Source organism: Pseudobacillus wudalianchiensis (genome assembly GCF_001685015.1).
Classification (GTDB): domain Bacteria; phylum Bacillota; class Bacilli; order Bacillales; family Domibacillaceae; genus Pseudobacillus; species Pseudobacillus wudalianchiensis.
Genome location: NZ_MAYT01000012.1, coordinates 414,808 through 435,155 on the forward strand (window position 1 = coordinate 414,808; position 20,348 = coordinate 435,155).

The window sequence follows — 20,348 nt, forward strand, 5'->3', positions numbered from 1 at the left end:
AGAAGAGAGGGTCTGCTTGCAATCAAGCCCTCTCTCTTTTTTAAGTCAAACGAGCGATTGTGCTCAAGGTTGAGCAATTTTTTGTTAAATAGGACGAATGATTATCCATTTTATTGGAGAGTGAAAAATATGCAGGTGAATTTGGATCCTAAGCTTTCAGCCGTCTCATCAGAAGGGACTTCATTGATATTGAAGGAAGGAGACGTTTATCAAGCAAAGGTAAAAGAGAAACTGCCGGGTAATGAAGCTATACTACAGATTAGAGGCAAGGACGTCACAGTAAAAGTAGAAGGGGATTTGCCAGAGAGCGGAAAAGTAGCAATAGAAGTCCTTCAGACAAAAGATGGGATGCCAGTAGTCAAAGCAGCTGAAGCGGCTGGAAGGCCGGCAGAAAAAATGACGGCCGATCAACTGCTTGTCCGATTGAATAGCGGTCAGCCATTATCATCCGACGTCAAAGCCGCAGTGAGCGTTTTAATGGAAAAAGGAATACCGTTAAATAGAGAGACTCTTCAAGAGATCAAGTTATTTGTCGGGAAAGCAGAAGGGTCTCTGCCGCAAAAGCTGGAAACTATAAAAGCAGCTGCTAATAAACAGCTAGAGATAACTGCCAAACAGCTAAGCTATGTTCATGATGCTCTTCATAAAAGCTCAGTAGGCGAGTCAGTTAGCCAATTACTTAAAGAAACAGGGCTGGAGCTGGAGACGCAAGCTAAGCCTGCATATACTTCACAGAAATTAGTTGAAACAGCTATCCAAAAACTAACGGATGTATTGCAGGCGGTAGCAAAACAAAGACCAAACGATCCTGTTATTCAGCAATTAATCGAAGCACTAAAGCAAGGAGAAAGCGTTAAGAAAGTCGGAGAAGCAATCAAGCTGCAATTTGCTAAAGAATTGTTAACTTCTCCGCAAATTTCAAAAAGCATAGACGATGCTATTAAACTAGAAATGCTAGCTAATCGTATGTCCCCTGCAACAGCGGTAGCAGCAGAAAAAACAGAAATAACAGCTGCGCAAAAATTAACAGCCATCCTACAGACATTGGGGAAACAGAATCCGGGTTCCATGGCTATCGGACAATTGATTGAAGAGTTGCAGCAAGGAGCGGACCTAACTGAAATTAGTGAAGCAGTTAAGGATAAGTTTTCCAAAGAATTATCAGCTTCTCCGCAGTTGTTAAAAGAAATAGACCATCTAATTGGACAGGAAAAAGCGAAGGCAAACGTTCAGCCAGATGTTAAAGCGATTAACGCAAAAACAGAGATTAATGAAGCAATTCGTATGGTCAAAAAAGAGCCAGACATGCAAAAATTGTTGAGACAGGTTCGTGACGGACTGCTAGCAGATAATAAATTGCCTGCTGGCTTGGGTAAATCAATCGAATTAGGTGTTGAAAAAGCAGAACAGGAAATGGCAGGGGGGAAAGAGCTTGCTGCGCGTGGAGAACTAATGCACATTCTCCAAGAGGCAGATGCGAAACTGCAGCCAGCATCCCTTATTCCTGCCGATGAGGTATACACAATACCCAATGAAATAATCGCGTCTCTTCCTGCTCATTCGAAAGACTTAATTGTTACCAAAATCACTGAAAAACTTTCGCAAATGACAATCGATTTCAAACAAATAAAGCGGGACATTTCTCGGAATCTGCAAATGATGGACGGACTGATAAACCAATTCAAACAGCGTTCTCTCCCGCAAGTAAAGCCTCTGCTGGAATCGACGATTAAAATGCTTGATAAAACGATTCTAAAAGGAGACTTTCTGCTATATACAGACATGGCAACGGAGAAGAAGCTTCTAAGAGCCAGCTCACAACTCTCCGAAGCAAAACAGCTGCTTATGAAGGGACAAACTTCGGAAGCTAGTAAAATTGTTAGTGAAGTAAAAAAATTAATAGAGAATGTTATATTCAAACCGGCCGATGTCCGAGTAAAGCATTTCGTTTCAAAAGAATTGCTTCAATTTGAACCGCCATCTTTAAAAAAGGAAACAGCTGAAGGTATCAGTCAATCCTTGCGCATGATGCATGATGAGCCAACGGGCCGACGAGCATTTGAACACATGCGTACAATGGGATTGACCTACGAACATGAGCAGGCGAATGCTCTCTTATCGAAGGGGAAACCACAAGAGGAGCTAAATGCTTCATTGAAAAATATGTTAATGCGGATGGCTCAGACGGATGAAGGCAGTGCGGGTGGAAAAACAGATCAGTTGCTTTCACAAATTACCGGTCAACAGCTTTTAAGCAAAACAGATACAGGCGGCCTGCAAAGTATGATGATGTCACTGCCATTTTTACTGCAAGACAAAGTAGAAAACTTTAAAGTCTTCATTCAGTCAAAAAGCGGTCAACAGACAGTTGATTGGGAGAATTGTAGTCTTTATTTTCTATTTGAAACAAAAAAGCTTGGCGAAATAGGTGTGTCTTTAACAGCAGTTGACCGATTGTTATCAATAAAAGTGAAAAATGATAAGCCAGGTTTTAAAGAACGGATGTCTCCTCTTGCAGAAGCAGCAAAAGAACGTTTGGGAGATATCGGTTATCAAGTGGGAGCTATTCAATTTGAAGAATTGACAAAAGAAGCTGCTCCTTCAGCCAGATCTAAGAAGGAAAAATCAGAAAATACACTTCTCCCAGTGATGACAGAGAAAGGATATGACTACACAATATGATGCCAAAATATTTTAATCAGGTCAGCCGAAAGCGTATGAATGGTCCTTCTGCTGCGGTCATTCGTTATGATGAAGGCAGCGATACACCCACTGTCGTCGCCCAGGGAAAGGGGCAGCTTGCCGCAAAAATCATTGAATTGGCCAATAAGCATAATATCCATATGGAGGAAGATGAGAGCTTATTGTCCAATCTTCTTGACATCGATCTCGGTGACAGCATTCCTCCTCAGTTATATACGGCTATTGCGGAAATTTTGATTTTGATAGAAGAAATGGAAAAAAAGTATTAATTATTCTTAACGCTGTCCGATAAAAAAGATAGCTAGGAGGGGAATGGAAGTGGACTTTTTAACAAAAGAAATGATTTACCAAAAATCCTCACAAGAACTGACTGCTTTACTTTATGAAGCGGCAGTGACTAATTTAAAAACGGCAATTAAACAACTTGAAAACCAACAATACATTGAAGCAAATCAAGCGATGCAAAAGGTAAATGATATTTTACATCGCCTTGGTGTGGGGCTTAATTATGAATCTGGCATTATCGCAGATCAGCTTGATGCTTTATATAATTACATGGCAGATCAGCTTATTGAGGCAAATATTAAAAAAGATGCATCACTTGCTAAAGAAATACTGACTATTTTAGAAGAGATTACTGGTGCATGGACAGCAACGATGAAGGCTAAACCGACTCTAAAACAATCATCATTCCGGAAACAATCCAGTGCGTATGAAAAGCATGTCATGGTATCTGATCGGGAGCTAAATACAGTGGAAGTGGGGAAATAAACATGCGGATTAATCACAACATTCAGGCTCTGAATGCCTATCGTAATTTGAGCCAGACGATGTCCAGCACATCAAAAAGCTTAGAAAAACTATCGTCTGGTCTACGCATTAACCGTGCAGCTGATGACGCGGCAGGACTAGCGATCTCTGAAAAAATGCGTTCCCAAATTCGCGGACTAGATATGGCGGAGAGAAACTCCCTTGATGCTATTTCGTTGATTCAAACAGCAGAAGGAGCCCTTTCATCCACACATGAAATTCTACAGCGGATGAGAGAACTAGCCGTCCAGGCAGCAAATGGTACTTTGGAAGATACAGATCGTGAAGCTATCCAAAAAGAAGTTAACCAACTGACGTCAGAAATAAACAGAATTGGGAATTCGACTGAGTTTAACACAAAGAAATTATTAAACTCTAAAATGTCTCCTGAAGCTAGATCTTTGGAGTTGAATGGGACACTTAATAAAGGCGCGACTCAAATTGATGGCTCCACAGTCAAGTTGAACTCGGCTACAACCGAATTAGCAGACGGGGATTACCAAGTAATAATTAAAGATATTAATACAAAAGACATTTCAGTAACCCCAACAGTTGAGTTCCCGGAAGTGATGATTGATCCTACTTCCAGTCTTATTCCCGGAACCTATCAAATCAATACTTTAGAAAGCCAGACAAAGACTATTAGTGAATCTTCACAGTTGATTACAGCTTCTAGCATCTTACCTACTTCCAGCTTAGTTGATGGGGATACTAAACAAATCACATTAAAAAAAGAAAACAGCCTTGATGTAACTGGAAATACTTTGGGTATTACTAACCTTGCTGTTTCAGATGCCAATAGCATCAATGATTCCGATCAATTTGAAGTGAAGATAACAAGCGGTAATACGGCAATCACTAACGGAACTGCTTCTGCGAGTAACTTTATTACACATTTAGATATCGACCCTAGTACCTTTACTCAGACTGGAAATGGATTTCGATTAGAATTCAATGAACCTACCCCAGGACAATTCACTGTTACTTTAAAAGATGGAGCTGGTGCCGATCTTTCAAAGGCAGTTACGTTAGATTCTAGTGTACAGAATTATAAGTTTTATAAAGCAGATGGTACTGAACTTGGTGTTACTTTCACCACTGCTACAGATATTAACAGTGCGTTAACGGGAAATGACGGTAAATATAACGAATTTAATATTGAAAGAAAACTTGAATTACATCTAAACGGCGCTAAAATAGGAGAAACTTTGGCCGAAGATACAGCTGGAGACACCGTTATCACCGCTAATGGGATTGATTATACCTTCAGCCATAACGGGTTCACAGATACTCAGTTAAATCAAAGCTCGACTATTAATACTACGTCAACGTTTTCATATGAAGGTGTCGAGTTTGCGTTAGGCGATGAGATTTCTGTTGGTGATGGAATTTTGGTCAAAACCTCTATCGATCCAAGTCAATATAGTGCAGGTAATAATGATATTACTTTGACGATTGGCACGAAAAGTGTGTTTACAGGAACTCTGGTAGATGGAAACGGCAACCCAGTAGCAGGCGAGGACGCTATCACTATTGATCAAAATGGTTCTTTTACTTTTGGAGACCCAACAAACATTTCTTTTAAGACTGGTAATTTGACTGATGGTAGTTCAATTAGATTTGAGGTAGAAGGAAAAACTGTAACGAATGCAACACTGCAAACAGTGGGCGGTACAGTTGTTGATACAATCGAGAAAATCAAAACTTCTTCTACTCTTTCTTTTGTTAATGGCGATTTGACTATGGGCATTGGCGATCTATCCAATGGAACAGCTGGTTTTACGGTTAAAGGTGGCACAACGGATTTATCTATTGACCTCCAAATTGGTGCTAATGAAGGGCAGTCTTTAAAGCTAGGAATTAAAGATATGCGATCAATGGCTCTAGGTGTTTCTGCTGATCAACCTGGCAAAACAATGACTATTACCGGAAAAGATGGAGCACAACACATTATTCGCTTCACAGCGATTTCAGGTGTAGAAAATGGCAAAGAAAATGAGTATGCTGTAGATATATCTACTACAGAAAGTGCAGAGGCGGCCATCATAGCCTTTGACCAGGCAATTGCCAGAGTATCGGCAGAACGATCGAATTTAGGTGCGATTCAAAACCGATTAGAGCATACAATTGCGAACTTGCAATCTGCGAATGAAAACTTAACATCTGCAGAATCGCGTATCAGAGACCTGGATATGGCGAAGGAAATGTCTAACTTTACGAAGAATAACATTTTGAATCAGGCAGGCCAGGCAATGCTCGCTCAAGCTAATCAGCTTCCACAGGGCATTTTACAGCTATTAAACGGCTAATATAGGATAAGTAAGGAGGTAGGTCTTTTATGGCTCCTCCTTTTTTCTATAAATAAGATAAAATAAGATAAATTAATCCTCTATAGGAGGGATCTCATGGAAGTCCAGAGAGTCTCAAAAACAAATGTGAGCAATGTTCAGCATAAAGAAGAGGTAGCTAAAGAATCCGTTTCCTTTTCAGAAGTCATGTCCAAGAAAAAAGGAGATACATTGCTGGACAAAATGACGGCAATGACGAAGGAAATTGAAGAGCAAGGAAAAAAGCTTAGCAAGTCACAAACCGTTGAAGATTTAAAGAAATATAAAAAACTTGTCAAGAAGTTCATGGAAGAAGCCGTCAATAATGGTCTGCAGCTTGAGGAACAGCGGGGCTTCAATAGACGCGGGCGCACAAAAGTTTATAAGATTGTGAAAGAAGTAGACAGTAAGCTGATCGATTTAACAAACGCGGTACTTGATAAAGAAAAGAAGGGATTAGAAGTACTAGGGCTTGTTGGAGAAATTCAGGGGTTGCTCATTAATATTTATACGTGAGCCTTAAAGTGTTCAAAAAAAGAATGTGATGTCGATATAAAAGAAGGATACCTTTCTATAATTAAAATTTAATTCGTTTAGAAGCGAGGAGAAAACATCTATGTCTGTCCAATCGCTCATAGAAACACTGGGAAAAATGCTACAGCTACAAAAAAGCTTGTTTGAGATTGCCAATCAAAAAACGGATATCATTAAAAAAGGTAACATTGAAGCTCTTAACCAAATGATGAAAGATGAGCAAACACACCTTGCTGCTATTGAGATGTTAGAGAAGGTTCAAAAGAAAGTAGCTATAGAAATCATTCGTTCTGAAGAAAAACAGTCGATCTCTGAATGTCTGCAATTTGCTGACGACGCAGAAAAGATGAAATTAAAAGAACTGCAAGAAGAATTGCTGAATCAGGTAACGGCGTTAAAAGAAGTTAACTCTTTAAATCAACTGTTGCTGGAACAATCCTTGCAGTTTGTCACACTTAATCTAGATTTGGTGCTTCCAGTTGAAGATTCTTCTGTTTATACAAAAGAGATGGAAGATGACCCCGTAATGCCTGCAAGATCATTGTTTGATTCTAAAGCTTAAAAAAACGGAGGTGTATTCATGGTTTCAACTTTTCATGGGTTAGAGGTTGCCAAGCGCGGCATGTTCACCCAGCAAAGTGCGATTAGCACAACAGGGCATAATATTGCCAATGCAAACACGCCTGGTTATACGCGCCAGCGCGTTAATTTTAAACAGACTGAACCTTATCCTGCACCCGCGATGAATCGTCCGCAAATTCCCGGACAAATGGGAACAGGTGTGGAAGCAGGATCCATTGAACGTGTTAGAGAAAGCTTTTTAGATATGCAATACCGGGGAGAAAACAATAAGCTTGGCTATTGGCAGTCGAAATCAGAGGCGCTAAGTAAAATGGAGAATATTCTAAATGAGCCAAGTACAAACGGATTATCCGCTGTAATGGGCCAGTTTTGGCAATCGATACAGGATTTGAGTGTTAATCCGGAAAATGAAGGGGCTCGATCTGTGGTGCTTCAGCGTGGTCAGGCAGTAGCAGACACATTTCAATACTTACACAGTTCTTTGTCAGCTGTTCAAAAGGACATCGGCAGCCAAGTCGAAGTCACAGCCAAAGAAATTAACTCTATCCTTCAACAAATTGCTGGCTTAAATAAACAAATTGGTGAAATCGAGCCACATGGTTACCTACCTAATGACTTATATGATGAACGTGATCGCCTTGTAGATCAACTGTCCGGTCACCTTAATATAAAGATAGAAAAGGTTGTTTCTGGCGGAAATGCTCTATCAATGGCGACAGGTTCCTATAGGGTTTCATTGATAAATAAGGATGGTACAGCTGTCGAGCTTGTCAAAGGTGGAGAGTTCAATCAAATTGGGTTCGCCAACGGAACAGACACAAATGATGACAAGATTAATGATCAACTAGGCGGACCGATTACACAATTTACTGTAACAGATCCTACTGGAACTTCTATTCAATCGATTAATGTAGCTGATTTCTCCCAAGGAAAGCTAAAAGCATTAGCAGAAGCACATGGCTATGAAGAAGGCGGAGAAGTAAAAGGCACTTATCCGGATATGCTAAATGAGTTGGATAAAATGGCGTTTACCTTCGCGACTCTATTTAATGAAGTTCATAAGCTCGGTTTTCCGGTAGAAGGGTCAGCTCATACAAAGGAGTTCTTCACTTTTGGGACAGGAACAGGCCATACAGGCGCTGCTGCTTCGATTAGCTTAAATCCTACTATTGAAGCAAAGGATATTTTAGCCTCAAGCAGCCAGGATAATGCTGGGGATGGAAAAAACGCTCTTAATCTAGCAAATATTCAAAACTTTATCTTATCAGAGGGAAGCATTAAGCTTGAAGGTGGACAAATATTAGACTTGGCAGGCTTAGGATTGCCAATTAAAAATGGAACAATTAAGTCCTTCTATGAAGGCGTAATTGGCGGTTTAGGCGTAGATGCCCAGCAGGCTGCCCGAATGACAAAAAATAGCGCAGTTCTCGCTGATTCAGTAGAAGTTAACCGACAATCGATTAGCTCAGTATCGCTTGACGAGGAAATGACAAATCTAATTCAATTTCAGCACGCCTACAATGCAGCCGCGCGGAATATTACGGTCATTGACGAGATGCTTGATAAAATTATTAATGGCATGGGAACAGTAGGAAGATAAGAAAGGGGGATGGGCGATGCGTGTAACGCAATCAATGCTTTCTAATAATATGTTGACCAACTTGTCCAGCAGCTATGAACGGCTTGGGAAACTGCAGGACCAAATGAATACCCAAAAGAAAATTACCCGGCCTTCTGATGATCCCGTCGTAGCGATGAAAGGAATGACTTATCGTACGAACTTACTTGAAGTCGAGCAGTATAAACGTAATTTTTCAGAAGCATACAACTGGGCGGAGAATACAGATTCGGCGTTGGATAAAGCGTCTTTAGCCTTACAGCGTATTCGTGAGCTAGCTGTACAGGCAAGTAATGATACGTATGAAGAAACTCAAAGAGATGCTGTTGCTCAAGAGGTGAAGCAATTAAAGGAACATCTTGTGCAAATTGCTAACACCAAGTTTGGTGATAAGTATCTATTTAACGGAACAAACACGCTCAAGCAGCCGGTTGATCTGGAAGCGACAGAACCTGTCTCAACGAATGGTAACCCTGTGCAGTTGGAACTGTCTAAAGGGGTTTATATACAAGTGAATGCGGACCCGACGAAAGTATTTACGAAGGAGCTTTTTTCAGATGTTAGTGAGCTTATTGATAAGCTGAGCAAAGGTGAATCTGGCAAAGAAATTAGCGGTTTTCTCGATGATCTTGATAAACATATGGGAGCAATCACCTATGAACGTGCCAATATGGGGGCCCGCTTAAATCGAATTGAACTGATGGAAGATCGGGTCACAGAACAAGAAGTCATCGCTAGCCGCATTATGTCTGAAAACGAAGACGTTGATATGGAAAAGGTCATTACAGAACTCAAAACCCAAGAGAGCGTTCACCGTGCAGCCCTGAGCATTGGTGCCCGTATCATTCAGCCGACATTAATGGACTTTTTACGATAAACTATTCCTGCGGGGATAGTTTTTTATTTTGTTAAGGGTGGAGGGGAAAAACATGCAAGTGCCACAAATACGGATCACCTCCCAACGAGGGGAAATTCAAATAAATATTCAAAAACCGATGCAGACGATTGAACAGCCGGCTGCCGAAGTGAGCCTGCGGCAGCAGCCAGCTGAAATAAGCATCGAAAGCGCACCGGCTCAGCTGTCGATTGATCAAACAAAAGCGTGGGAAGACATGAATTTAAAGCATGTTTTTAGATTAATAGAAGAAGCAGCACAAAAGGGGCATCAAGATGCGCTTGGAGCGATTGCAAAGCAGGCGAGCGAAGGAGACGAGCTCATGAGAATTGAAAATGGCAGCAATGCGCTTGCTTCCCAAGCAGATCGAAATAGCCATGGAACAGAACTGGAATTCAATATTGGTTGGGTTCCTTCGCCTGGAAGTGTTAAAGTGTATTTCACAGCGGGTAAAGTAGATATTAAGGCTAAAACCCATGCGGCTGAGGTTACTATTCAGGCAAACAAAGTGCGTCATCACTACAAGCCGGGGGATGTACAGGTTTCTATGAAACAGCAGCCGTCTTTAACGTTTGATGTAATAAAATAATGAATGAATACTAAAAAGGAATGTGAATGGAATGAACATTGAAACGAAATATCATGGACAGATCGAAATTAAAGAAGAAGATATTTGGAATTTTCATCACGGCATTCCGGGTTTTGCGGATGAGAAACAATTTACACTGCTTGCTTTTCCTGATAATGAGGCCTTTTTCGTTTTACAATCAGTGAATACTCGGGAGCTTGGTTTCATCAGTGCTAATCCATTTGCTTTTTTTCCAGACTATGACATTCAATTGGATGAGGCCACTGTTGAAATGTTGGAGCTGCAAAAACCAGAAGATGCTGCTGTGTATGTAATTTTAACTATCAGAGAACCATTCAATGAAACAACAGCCAACTTGCAAGCACCAGTGGTTATCAATACGAGCAATCAAAAAGCAAAACAAGCTATCTTAAACGACAGCCGCTACCACACCCGCCACCTCATCATGCCGGCCGGCGCTGCAAAGGAGTGAGCGAAGGATGTTAGTCTTAACGAGAAAAACAGGCGAAGCGATCCAAATTGGCGATGATATCGAAATCACAGTCGTCAGTGTGAAAGGGGATCAGATTAAGCTTGGCATTAATGCACCGAAGAACGTTGATATTCATCGGAAGGAAGTCTATTTAGCTATCCAAGAAGAAAATGAAAAGGCATCAGCAGGAGTAAAAGACATCTTTAATCTGTTAGGAAAAGTGAATAAATGACAAACGAGAGGGCTTCTGCATAAGAGGCTCTTTTTTTATTTCAGCATCAGCTTCACAATTTCTCCGCAATCGGAAAAAATATAAAAAAATTATTCTTAAACTATTAAACTTACCCAGCGGCCTCCGATATTAAACATGTAACGGGGAACAAGGGCGGCCGACCTCGACGACCCGTTACACAATAAATAAAAGTTCACACGGACGTGAACAACACATTCAAGGAGGAAATTAAAATGAGAATTAATCATAATATTGCAGCGTTGAACACTTATCGTCAGTTATCAAGTGCAAATGGTGCTCAAGGAAAATCGATGGAAAAATTATCTTCAGGTCTTCGTATTAACCGTGCTGGGGATGATGCAGCGGGTCTAGCAATCTCTGAAAAAATGCGTGGACAAATTCGTGGGTTAGACCAAGCTTCTAAAAACTCTCAAGATGCAGTTTCATTAATTCAGACAGCAGAGGGAGCTTTAAACGAAACTCATTCAATCCTACAACGTATGCGTGAACTATCAGTTCAAGCTTCCAATGATACAAACCAAGATACTGTTGATAGAGATGCATTAGACCAAGAGTTCCAGCAACTTAAACAAGAGATTGATGATATTTCAACTCAAACGAAATTTAATAAAATGAACTTGTTAGACGGTTCATTCGGTAATAAGGTTGATACAAATGCTTCGAATACAACTGCATTAGCGGTTGCTGGTGTTGCATCAATTGAAGCTACTGGACCAGCTGGGACATATACTATTGCAGATGATGGAACTGATTTAACAATTTCTAATGGCACAAAAACAATTACTTTAGCTGGACAGTCAATGGCGGCGGGCGCACAAACTCTTAATGTTAGTGAATGGGGAATTTCTCTTCAAACTAATACTGGATTTGGTGCAGCTGGACTAGATGGAAAACAAATTGTTATTTCCGCAGGTACTGGAGGTACTTTCCAGACTGGAGCAAATTCAGGAGAAACAATGACTCTAGCCATTGGTAATATGAGTTCAACTGGTCTTTCAATTAATGGTAATGACCTACAAAATAGAACTAATGCAGATGCGGCAATTACAGCTATAGATAATGCGATAAATTTAGTATCAGCTGAACGTTCTAACTTAGGTGCTAAACAAAACCGTTTAGAACACCGTATTAATAATCTAGCAACGTCTTCTGAAAACTTAACAGCATCTGAATCTCGTATCCGTGACGTTGATTATGCTTTAGCTGCTTAAATGACAGTGACAGCACAGTCGTCCTAGCTGGTAACGGCTAGAGATCATAATCGGGTGAATTGCTGGAAAACCCTTAGAGCTTTTCTTGCCACAACGTAGTCGGAAACGACAAGCGTGAAGGTATGAAAAAAGAAAAGATTGGGCAATCAGCAGCCAAGCTCCTGTCTTGAAAGAGTGGAGAAGGTTCAACGACTAGGATAGACCATCTAAGGCGAAAGCTATGATGATGAAATCCCTAGGTGAAACAATGTCCATCAGCATTGTGAATCCGAAGTGCCCGACCCCTACTAGATATCTAAAGGGTGAAGATATAGTCTGGTCATTTGTGAAAGCAAATGTTCGCACGATGGCGAAAGAAATGATGGAACAAACTAAGAATTCTATTCTTTCTCAAGCAGCACAAGCTATGTTAGCTCAAGCTAACCAGCAGCCGCAAGGAGTTCTACAACTTCTTCGTTAATTTTAAAGAGAAGCTTAAGAAGCTCACCTCAAGGGGTGAGCTTCTTTTTATATAACTATGCTTCAGTAATAATACTCTGTTTTCCATTGGAAAGTTTTTTAGATTATATCTTTTATTTTTTCGGCGAAACAAATTAGTGTTACTTGACTCTGACTCCAGCCTGTAAGTTGTTTTATTTTATAAAGGTTTGCTCTATTTTCAGCCATAACATTGATTTGAAAACCTTTGAGCTTGTGTTGAGAGAAAAGTAAGGAATAAAAATGGCGGTACAGGTGTAAAAATGATTTTCTATCTTTTAGCTGTTGAATTATTGTATGAGTATGTGCAAATGCCTTGTTGATTTCTTTTATTGGCTTATGGAGAAGAAGATGTTCAGGTAAATATATAGTTGTTCTTTTGGTTGTAAAGATCTGCTCTTGATGTTCTTGGCTGTTTACTATTTTACGATTCATGCAGGGATGTAGGTAAGGTTCGACGAGTTTCAAAAAATAATAAATTTGTGGCTGATCGTATAAGATTAGGCGGTTCTATTGATCTAATTTAAAAGAGAGAGTAAATTTTTGATAAAGGATTTGCTGCAATTTGGTATTTTCATTCTTAGAAAAGCTGTCAGTAGATAATATAACTTTTTGAGGGATATTATTTTGCTTTGCTAGATGGCCATCATCCTGATACCACCAGGCTAAAGCTTCTTCATCTAAATGTTGATTAATAAAAGCAAAAGGGAGCCGTTTTTTACGATTGTTATACCATAGTTCTTCGAGCTCGGTAATCACTTCACTTGTTTTAGATTGAACCATATAACTCTCCGAAAAACCTTCCAAGAGTCTAAAATCAACTACCCGCTTATATGCAGGCAGATTGAGAGGAAGAAAATCTTTTAGCTTCTCATAACAATACTGACTCCACGCCATATCCTCCAGCCGGTGAATAAATTGAAACCTCGGCTTCCTGCTTACTTGCTTTGTTATACAGCCGTCACCTAATAATTTTCCAGTTATTCGAGATAAATATTTATTTGTAGCATTACTCATATTTCCTCCATTAGTACGAATATTTGTTCTTGTTTTTAGTATAACCAACAGTTTGAAAGAACACACGTTTAAACTTCCCTTCAACAAACCGATATAATGTATGAAAAAGACATTTACACTAGGTTTTATGGGATCAACACGACAAGCCTCATAAAAAGTCATTCGATAGGAGTAAAGCAAATGAATGAAAGCCCTAAAGAATATAAAACCTTTCTCGAAGAACAGCTCCAATGGTGCAGGGAACGAGATCGCATTCTAGAACAAATAAATGAGAAGCTCCATGAAATGAAGAGAATAGTGGAGTACACTCTTGAATATGAACCTACTTCAATAGAGATTGACGAGTTGAATGATCAATTGAATAAATTAAAACATGTGGTTCACTCTCTAGAAAAGCAGTTACAGTCTGTGATTCATTAGAAGAGAAAGGAGGCATTTTTATGGATATAGCATTCATGTCAATAGCACTGAGTCAGGGACAGGTTCAGCAGCAAGCTTCTATATCAGTGATGAAGATGGTAATGGGAGAGGCAAAACAGCAGGGAGAAGATCTTCAGAGGTTAATGGGTACTGGTAATGCAGTAGCTATCCAACGTGCTGCCCAACCACATTTAGGGGGCACTATTGATTTAAAAGGGTAAAAAAGTCACTAGAGTAGCCAAGATAGTTACTCTTTTTTGTTCAAGAAAAGCATATAACTAAAGCGTGTCTCAAAAATCTGATTCAATTCTTGCTCAAAATCTTTAAATAGACCTAAGAATTTTTTGTTAGCAATTTTTTAGGTAATTAAAAATGTGGGAACGGTTAAACAGCTTATCTATTTACTTGTCATGAAATACATCCCCCTCTCGAATTTGTGAAGGGGAATTTTACTGTTGTTTATCAGGTACTTTGGTATAAATGAAAATACAAACCAAATACCCTTATATAGGCAAAATGGTCCTATTTTTTTGAGAGATAAATAGTATAATAGAATCAATACTAAAATACTAAGTGAAAAAAGCAAACCATGGGAAACGATGGGACGCAAAGCCACGGGCCTGACCTATGTTTATGTTTAAACATAGATGGCAGCCGGTTGCCACAAGGGATCATAGTCTTTCTCTATGAACTTTGTTTAAAGTTCTTTTTTTGCTTGGTTTTAAAAGGAGAATCTATGTATGGGAAAACGGATGATGAACAAAGTATCGTGCCTAGTGTTACTGCTTCTTGTGCTGCAAATACTGCATCCTTTTGCGAGCGCATTCGCAGCGACTAACAGCAATATTTTACCGCCGAGTAATTTGGCTGCCCAACAGGTGACGCCGGAAAGCGTAAAACTAACGTGGAGTGCGGTCTACAGTGCGACTGGCTACAATGTTTATGAGATTAAGGAGGGACAGCTTGTTCTTCTTGGAAAGACGACAACGACTAGCTACAACCTAAACAAGCTGGCGGAAGGGTCTTACCGATATGTTGTTTCAACCTTGAGTGCGGAAGGTGAGTCGGGTCCTTGTGCACCGGTTTCAGTCGATATTGTTTATCCAAAGATGGAAGCACCGGCTACTTTAACTCATACTATTCAAAATGGCAACGACATTGTGCTGAACTGGGGAGCGTCCCAGTATGCGCAGAATTATAAACTCTATGAAGTGTCATCAGACGGTGAAAAAACTTTGCTCACTTCGACTACGTCCAGAACGTACACATTAAGCAAGGTTCCTGCCGGAACTCATACGTACTCTGTTTCAGCGGTAAACTCTACGTATGGTGAATCTCCGCTTTCTAAATCTTTGGAAGTTGAGATTGCCTATCCAACGATGAAGGCGCCCGCTAATTTTACTTATACAGTAGCGAACGGCAATGATGTTGCTTTAAAGTGGGATGCTGTTCCTTACGCTACGAATTATAAGCTTTATCAAATTATAGATGGACAACCTGTATTAAAAGACACCCTGACAACAACGACTGTCAAACTTACAAATGTATCTGCGGGTGACTATCTATATGAAGTTCGATCCAACAGCGACCGTTTTGGTGAGTCGGAAGAAAGCAGCAAGCTTACTGTCACGGTTGGCAAGATAACTATGGAAGCACCAGGAAATCTTACTTACAAGCTCCAAAACACAAATGATATTGTGTTGAACTGGGGAAGCGTTCCGTATGCGACTAGCTATAAAGTTTATCAGATCGCAGATGGAGAAAAAGTATTGAAAAGTACGGTGACAAGCACAAGTGTTACCTACACGAAAATGCCTGCTGGCAATTACCAATATGAAGTTTATTCCTACAGTGACCGTTTTGGCGAATCTGCGGAGAGCAGCAGTGTAGCCTTAACTGTTGAAGGTGTTTCCATGGAGGCACCGGGCAATGTAACTCATAAAATCCAAAATGGCAATGACGTTACTTTAAGCTGGGGCAGTGTGTCTAACGCAACTAATTATAAAGTCTATCAAATTGTTGATGGAAAAAAGGTATTAAAAAGCACTGTCACAAGCACGTCTGTTGCTTATACAAACATGCCGGCTGGCGATTACATCTATGAGGTTTATTCTTATAGTGACCGTTTTGGTGAATCAAAGGAAGGAAGCAGCCTTTCCCTCTCACTGGTGCATCCAACTATAAAGCCGCCTGCCAATTTAAAAGAAACCATTAACTCAGATACATCTTTCACCTTATCATGGGATGCGGCTGACTATGTAACGAATTACCGAGTCTATCAGATTGTCAATGGCCAAAAAATATTAAAGAGTACCTTAACAAGTACAAGTGTAACGTATACGAATATGCCGTCTGGTGATTACACGTACGCTGTTTATTCATATTCTTCCCGGTTCGGTGAATCGTCTGAAGGAACGAAAGTGGACTTTAAGCTGGCAGGACAAACGATGAAGGCGCCCGCCGATTTGAAGTATACCATCTTAAATGGCAATGACATAAAGCTAAGCTGGACAGCTGCCGAATATGCAACAAGCTATAAAATTTATCAAGTGGTTGATGGAAAAAAGGTGCTGAAAAACACTGTAAATAGCACGTCTTACACTTATTCGAATCTGGCAGAGGGAGATTATACGTACGTCATCCATTCTGTCTCCTCTTTGTTTGGTGAATCATCGGAAGGAGCGGAAACAGCTATTTCTTTGGTGCATCCTAAGATAGAGGCACCGGGAAACTTCACATATAAAATCCAGAATGTCAATGATGTCATGTTAAACTGGAACGCGGTAGATTACGCTAACAGTTACAAAGTATACGAAATCATTGACGGCCAGAAAGTGTTAAAAGCTACCGTTTCAACTCTATCAACAACGTTTACGAATGTGCCAGCCGGTGAACATACATATGTAGTTCACGCCGTCAGCACCCGCTTTGGTGAATCAGCCGAGGGAAGCAAAGTATCTTTTACGATGAACGAATACAACTTACCGGCACCCGAGAATTTAACGTACAGTGCGGCAAATACTAATGACATTACACTGAAATGGAATACAGTGACGAATGCAGCCGGTTATAAAGTCTATCAAATCGTTGATGGACAGCCGGTTTTAAAGAAAACAGTAACAGGCACATCTGTTTCGTTTACCAATCTTCCAGAAGGTGACTACGAGTATGAGGTGCGTGCTTTCAGTGACCGTTATGGTGAATCACCGGAAAGCAGCAAAGCTTCCTTTAAAATCACCTTCCCGGATGTAAAAGCGCCAGGCGATTTAACTTACAAAATTCAGAATGGCAATGACATCGTCTTAAACTGGAGTGCAGTAGAGTACGCTAACAGCTATAAGGTATACGAAATTGTGGATGACCAAAGGGTACTGAAGAGCACCGTCTCAACTTTGACAGCTACGTTAGTCAATGTGCCGGCTGGTGAACACACATACGTGGTGCATGCATTTAGCACTCGTTTTGGTGAATCACCGGAGGGCGGCAAACTTTCTGTCACAATGAATGAATACAATTTACAAGCGCCAGAGAATTTTATATACAAAATTCAAAACGGCAATGATGTCGTGCTGAACTGGAGTGCAGTAGATTATGCTAATAGTTATAAAGTATATGAGATTATTAATGACCAAAAGGTGCTAAAGAGTACCGTCTCAACTTTGACAGCTACGTTAGTCAATGTACCGGCTGGGGAGCACACATACGTAGTGCATGCGTTTAGCACTCGTTTTGGTGAATCGCCGGAGGGCAGCAAGATTCACTTCGATCTTGTATTTCCAACCATGGAAGCACCAGGAAATCCGACATATACAGTTGCAAACGGAAATGACATTACATTGAAATGGAACGCCGTTACGTATGCAGCGAGTTATAATGTGTACCAGATTATTGATGGGGAACGGGTGTTGAAAAACAAGGTAACAGGAACAGCCTTGACTTTTAGCAATTTGCCGGAAGGAAATTACAAGTACGAGATTCACTCAGTCAGCACTCGCTTTGGTGAATCACCAGAGGGCAGTCGAGTTTCCTTTGAACTTGTATTCCCGACAATGCAGGCACCAGCCAATGCAACAAATACCATTACGAACGGAAATGATATTACATTAAAGTGGAACCCGGCCACATATGCAACAAGCTACAATGTATATCAAATCACTGATGGTCAGCCGGTCTTGAAAAAAACAGTAACCGGTACGTCCGTAACATTTACTAATATGCCGGAGGACGATTACCAATACGTGATCCGCTCGGTCAGCACCCGTTTCGGTGAATCGACGGAAGGAGCAGAGTGGAACTTCAAGCTGGCTTGGCCGGTTGTACAATCGCCTCAGCTAACAGGGACTATTTCCACTGTTAATAACATTACGCTTTCATGGAAGGCTGTTACTTGGGCGAATGAATACCGTGTATATCAAATTACGGGAGAAAATAAAAAGCTTGTTTATAAAGGAACAGCACTAAGCTACAAAGGCTACAATTTGACTGAGGATATACATTCCTTCGAAGTAACAGCTTATAGCACGCGCTTCGGCGAATCGAAACCATCTAACCAGATTACTGAAAAGATTGTGTACCCAATTATGGAGCCTCCGACTGCTGGTTTAAAGCTTTTAAGTAATACAAACGCCCTGATTACCTGGGACTTTGTCACTTACGCGAATGGCTATAACATCTATGAAATCATTGATGGAAAGCCTGTGCTACTGGCGGAAAAAGTGAATAACTTGTCGTACACGGTTTCTAATTTGTCCTATGCAAATCATGAATACTATGTAACTTCTTATAGTAACTCTTTTGGCGAATCAAAACCATCCAACACTGTATTAGCAAAGTTGATCGTCGACACAGAGGCACCGGTAACAACCGCCAATGCACCAACAGACTGGACTAACCAAAATCCTGTTGTCACATTAACGGCAGCCGACAATGAAACCGGTGTGGCTAACACATATTATGCTTTGAATGATGGTGATTTCATTGCCGGAACGTCCTTTGAAATCAAAGAGGAAGGTATCCATAAAGTTTCCTTCTACTCTGTAGATAAGGTAGGAAACAAGGAGTCCGTTCAAACTATATCTATCAAGATTGATAAGGCGGCTCCGGTAACAGAAATAAATGAAACTCCTGCATGGTCGCAAGAGGCTGCTTTGAAATTAACAGCCACGGATAAGTTAAGTGGTGTAGATAAAACTTTCTATTCTATTAACGGTTCAGAATACAAAGAAGGTACATCTTTCACTGTAGATAGAGAAGGAGTCAATGAAGTTTCCTTCTATTCCGTGGACAAAGCAGGCAATAAGGAAGAAGTACAAACCGTAGAAGTGAAGATTGATAAAACAGCACCGATTACAGTCTCTAACGTTTCTGAAAGATGGAGCAAAGAAGAGGTGCCTGTGAAGTTAACAGCCACAGATGAGTTAAGCGGCACAGCCAAGACCTTCTATTCTATTAACGGTTCAGAATACAAAGAAGGCACATCTTTCACTGTAGATAGAGAAGGAGTCAATGAAGTTTCCTTCTATTCCGTGGACAAAGCAGGCAATAAGGAAGAAGTACAAACGGTAGAAGTGAAAATTGATAAAACAGCACCAGTAACAGCTTCTGATGTACCTGAAACATGGAGTAAAGAAGAGGTGCCTGTGAAATTAACAGCCACTGATAAGTTAAGTGGTGCAGATAAAACTTTCTATTCTGTTAACGGCTCAGAATACAAAGAAGGCGCATCTTTTACTGTAGACAAAGAAGGAGTCAATAAGGTTTCCTTCTATTCTGTGGATAAAGCAGGTAATAAGGAAGAAATACAGTCCGTGGAAGTGAAAATTGATAAAACTAAGCCAGTTGTTTCTTGGGATCTTTCTAGTGAATATGCGTTAGGTGCTTCATTTAATTTAGCTTACACGGCCGAGGATAAAATGTCTGGTGTTGCCAGTGAAACACTGACTTTAAATGGTAAAACGTTAACAAATGGTGAAAAAGTGATCCTTGATCAACCGGGTGCTTATAAAGCCGTCGTTACGGTAACAGATAAAGCCGGCTGGATCACAACATTGGAAAAAACATTTACTGTATACATTCCGGCTACTATTGATGTAAATCCGGGTATTATCAAAGGCAACAGTGGCGTATTTACTGTTCAGGTCACAGTACCAAAAGGCTTTGATACGGCGAAGTTTGATCTTGGCAGCGCTAAAGTGAATGCTGTCTCCGCCAATACAGGAACAAATGGATTAGTTCAGCAGGCAAAGAAAGGGCAATTTAAGTTTGATCGTGAAAACTTTTCTTGGAGTCCTGGTAAAGTAAAAGTCGAGTTCCGAGCCTTGTTGGATGGACAGCTTGTAATTGGCAGTACGACAGTAGAGGCAAAATAAGCTTTAAAGTTTTAAACTGCACCCTAATTGTTAGAGCGTTTCTAACAATTAGGGTGCTTTTTTATAGCTTCA

General features: G+C 40.4%; 18 protein-coding genes and 1 riboswitch. Of the genes, 16 read left to right on the plus strand and 2 right to left on the minus strand.

The window, feature by feature from the left end; genetic code table 11:
• Nucleotides 1–129 precede the first annotated feature (129 nt).
• The 13 genes from A8F95_RS09750 to A8F95_RS23395 all read left to right on the plus strand — a co-directional run bounded on the left by A8F95_RS09750 (nucleotide 130) and on the right by A8F95_RS23395 (nucleotide 12,454).
• Complete coding sequence (locus tag A8F95_RS09750; protein ID WP_065410327.1) at nucleotides 130–2,682, plus strand: hypothetical protein; 2,553 nt, start codon at nucleotides 130–132, stop codon at nucleotides 2,680–2,682.
• On the plus strand, nucleotides 2,679–2,972 hold the full coding sequence (locus A8F95_RS09755; protein ID WP_065410328.1) for an EscU/YscU/HrcU family type III secretion system export apparatus switch protein: 294 nt from the start codon (nucleotides 2,679–2,681) through the stop codon (nucleotides 2,970–2,972). Before A8F95_RS09750 ends, A8F95_RS09755 begins: the two co-directional genes overlap by 4 nt.
• 43 nt (nucleotides 2,973–3,015) lie before the next feature.
• Nucleotides 3,016–3,474, plus strand: a complete 459-nt coding sequence (fliS, locus tag A8F95_RS09760; RefSeq protein WP_342669950.1) for a flagellar export chaperone FliS — start codon at nucleotides 3,016–3,018, stop codon at nucleotides 3,472–3,474.
• Nucleotides 3,475–3,476: 2 nt separating this feature from the next.
• Nucleotides 3,477–5,822: a flagellin N-terminal helical domain-containing protein gene (locus tag A8F95_RS09765; protein WP_065410329.1), complete on the plus strand. Its 2,346-nt coding sequence runs from the start codon at nucleotides 3,477–3,479 to the stop codon at nucleotides 5,820–5,822.
• A 96-nt stretch (nucleotides 5,823–5,918) separates the two neighbouring features.
• Nucleotides 5,919–6,356 carry a YaaR family protein gene (locus tag A8F95_RS09770; RefSeq protein ID WP_065410330.1) on the plus strand — a complete coding sequence of 146 codons (438 nt, stop codon included), beginning with the start codon at nucleotides 5,919–5,921 and terminating at the stop codon, nucleotides 6,354–6,356.
• 100 nt (nucleotides 6,357–6,456) lie between these two features.
• A complete protein-coding gene (locus A8F95_RS09775; protein WP_065410331.1) occupies nucleotides 6,457–6,936 on the plus strand; it encodes a flagellar protein FlgN in 480 nt (159 codons plus the stop codon).
• An 18-nt stretch (nucleotides 6,937–6,954) separates the two neighbouring features.
• Nucleotides 6,955–8,556 carry a flagellar hook-associated protein FlgK gene (gene flgK, locus A8F95_RS09780; protein WP_065410332.1) on the plus strand — a complete coding sequence of 534 codons (1,602 nt, stop codon included), beginning with the start codon at nucleotides 6,955–6,957 and terminating at the stop codon, nucleotides 8,554–8,556.
• 16 nt (nucleotides 8,557–8,572) lie between these two features.
• Nucleotides 8,573–9,451, plus strand: a complete 879-nt coding sequence (flgL, locus tag A8F95_RS09785) for a flagellar hook-associated protein FlgL (RefSeq protein ID WP_065410333.1) — start codon at nucleotides 8,573–8,575, stop codon at nucleotides 9,449–9,451.
• Nucleotides 9,452–9,503: 52 nt separating this feature from the next.
• Nucleotides 9,504–10,058 carry a DUF6470 family protein gene (locus A8F95_RS09790; RefSeq protein ID WP_065410334.1) on the plus strand — a complete coding sequence of 185 codons (555 nt, stop codon included), beginning with the start codon at nucleotides 9,504–9,506 and terminating at the stop codon, nucleotides 10,056–10,058.
• A gap of 31 nt (nucleotides 10,059–10,089) precedes the next feature.
• Nucleotides 10,090–10,530: a flagellar assembly protein FliW gene (fliW, locus tag A8F95_RS09795; protein ID WP_065410335.1), complete on the plus strand. Its 441-nt coding sequence runs from the start codon at nucleotides 10,090–10,092 to the stop codon at nucleotides 10,528–10,530.
• Between the two features lie 7 nt (nucleotides 10,531–10,537).
• Entirely contained in the window at nucleotides 10,538–10,762 is a 225-nt protein-coding gene (gene csrA / locus A8F95_RS09800; RefSeq protein WP_065410336.1) for a carbon storage regulator CsrA, read from the plus strand.
• 233 nt (nucleotides 10,763–10,995) lie between these two features.
• Entirely contained in the window at nucleotides 10,996–11,994 is a 999-nt protein-coding gene (locus tag A8F95_RS09805; protein ID WP_065410337.1) for a flagellin N-terminal helical domain-containing protein, read from the plus strand.
• A 220-nt stretch (nucleotides 11,995–12,214) separates the two neighbouring features.
• Nucleotides 12,215–12,454, plus strand: coding sequence for a flagellin (locus A8F95_RS23395; protein WP_425414988.1), 240 nt, complete (start codon nucleotides 12,215–12,217; stop codon nucleotides 12,452–12,454).
• 98 nt (nucleotides 12,455–12,552) lie between these two features.
• Here the strand turns inward: A8F95_RS23395 and A8F95_RS09815 are convergent, their stop codons facing one another.
• Nucleotides 12,553–12,906, minus strand: a complete 354-nt coding sequence (locus A8F95_RS09815; protein WP_065410338.1) for a hypothetical protein — start codon at nucleotides 12,904–12,906, stop codon at nucleotides 12,553–12,555.
• A gap of 75 nt (nucleotides 12,907–12,981) precedes the next feature.
• Nucleotides 12,982–13,488: a hypothetical protein gene (locus A8F95_RS09820; RefSeq protein ID WP_065410339.1), complete on the minus strand. Its 507-nt coding sequence runs from the start codon at nucleotides 13,486–13,488 to the stop codon at nucleotides 12,982–12,984.
• A 180-nt stretch (nucleotides 13,489–13,668) separates the two neighbouring features.
• Here A8F95_RS09820 and A8F95_RS09825 point away from each other — a divergent pair, with 180 nt between their 5' ends.
• The 3 genes from A8F95_RS09825 to A8F95_RS09835 all read left to right on the plus strand — a co-directional run bounded on the left by A8F95_RS09825 (nucleotide 13,669) and on the right by A8F95_RS09835 (nucleotide 20,276).
• The gene (locus A8F95_RS09825; protein WP_065410340.1) at nucleotides 13,669–13,908 is read left to right on the plus strand and encodes a hypothetical protein; all 240 of its coding nucleotides are present in this window, start codon (nucleotides 13,669–13,671) and stop codon (nucleotides 13,906–13,908) included.
• A 20-nt stretch (nucleotides 13,909–13,928) separates the two neighbouring features.
• A complete protein-coding gene (locus A8F95_RS09830) occupies nucleotides 13,929–14,129 on the plus strand; it encodes a YjfB family protein (protein WP_065410341.1) in 201 nt (66 codons plus the stop codon).
• Between the two features lie 350 nt (nucleotides 14,130–14,479).
• A riboswitch (cyclic di-GMP riboswitch) is annotated at nucleotides 14,480–14,574 on the plus strand.
• Between the two features lie 74 nt (nucleotides 14,575–14,648).
• Nucleotides 14,649–20,276, plus strand: coding sequence for an OmpL47-type beta-barrel domain-containing protein (locus A8F95_RS09835; RefSeq protein WP_065410342.1), 5,628 nt, complete (start codon nucleotides 14,649–14,651; stop codon nucleotides 20,274–20,276).
• Nucleotides 20,277–20,348: the final 72 nt, after the last annotated feature.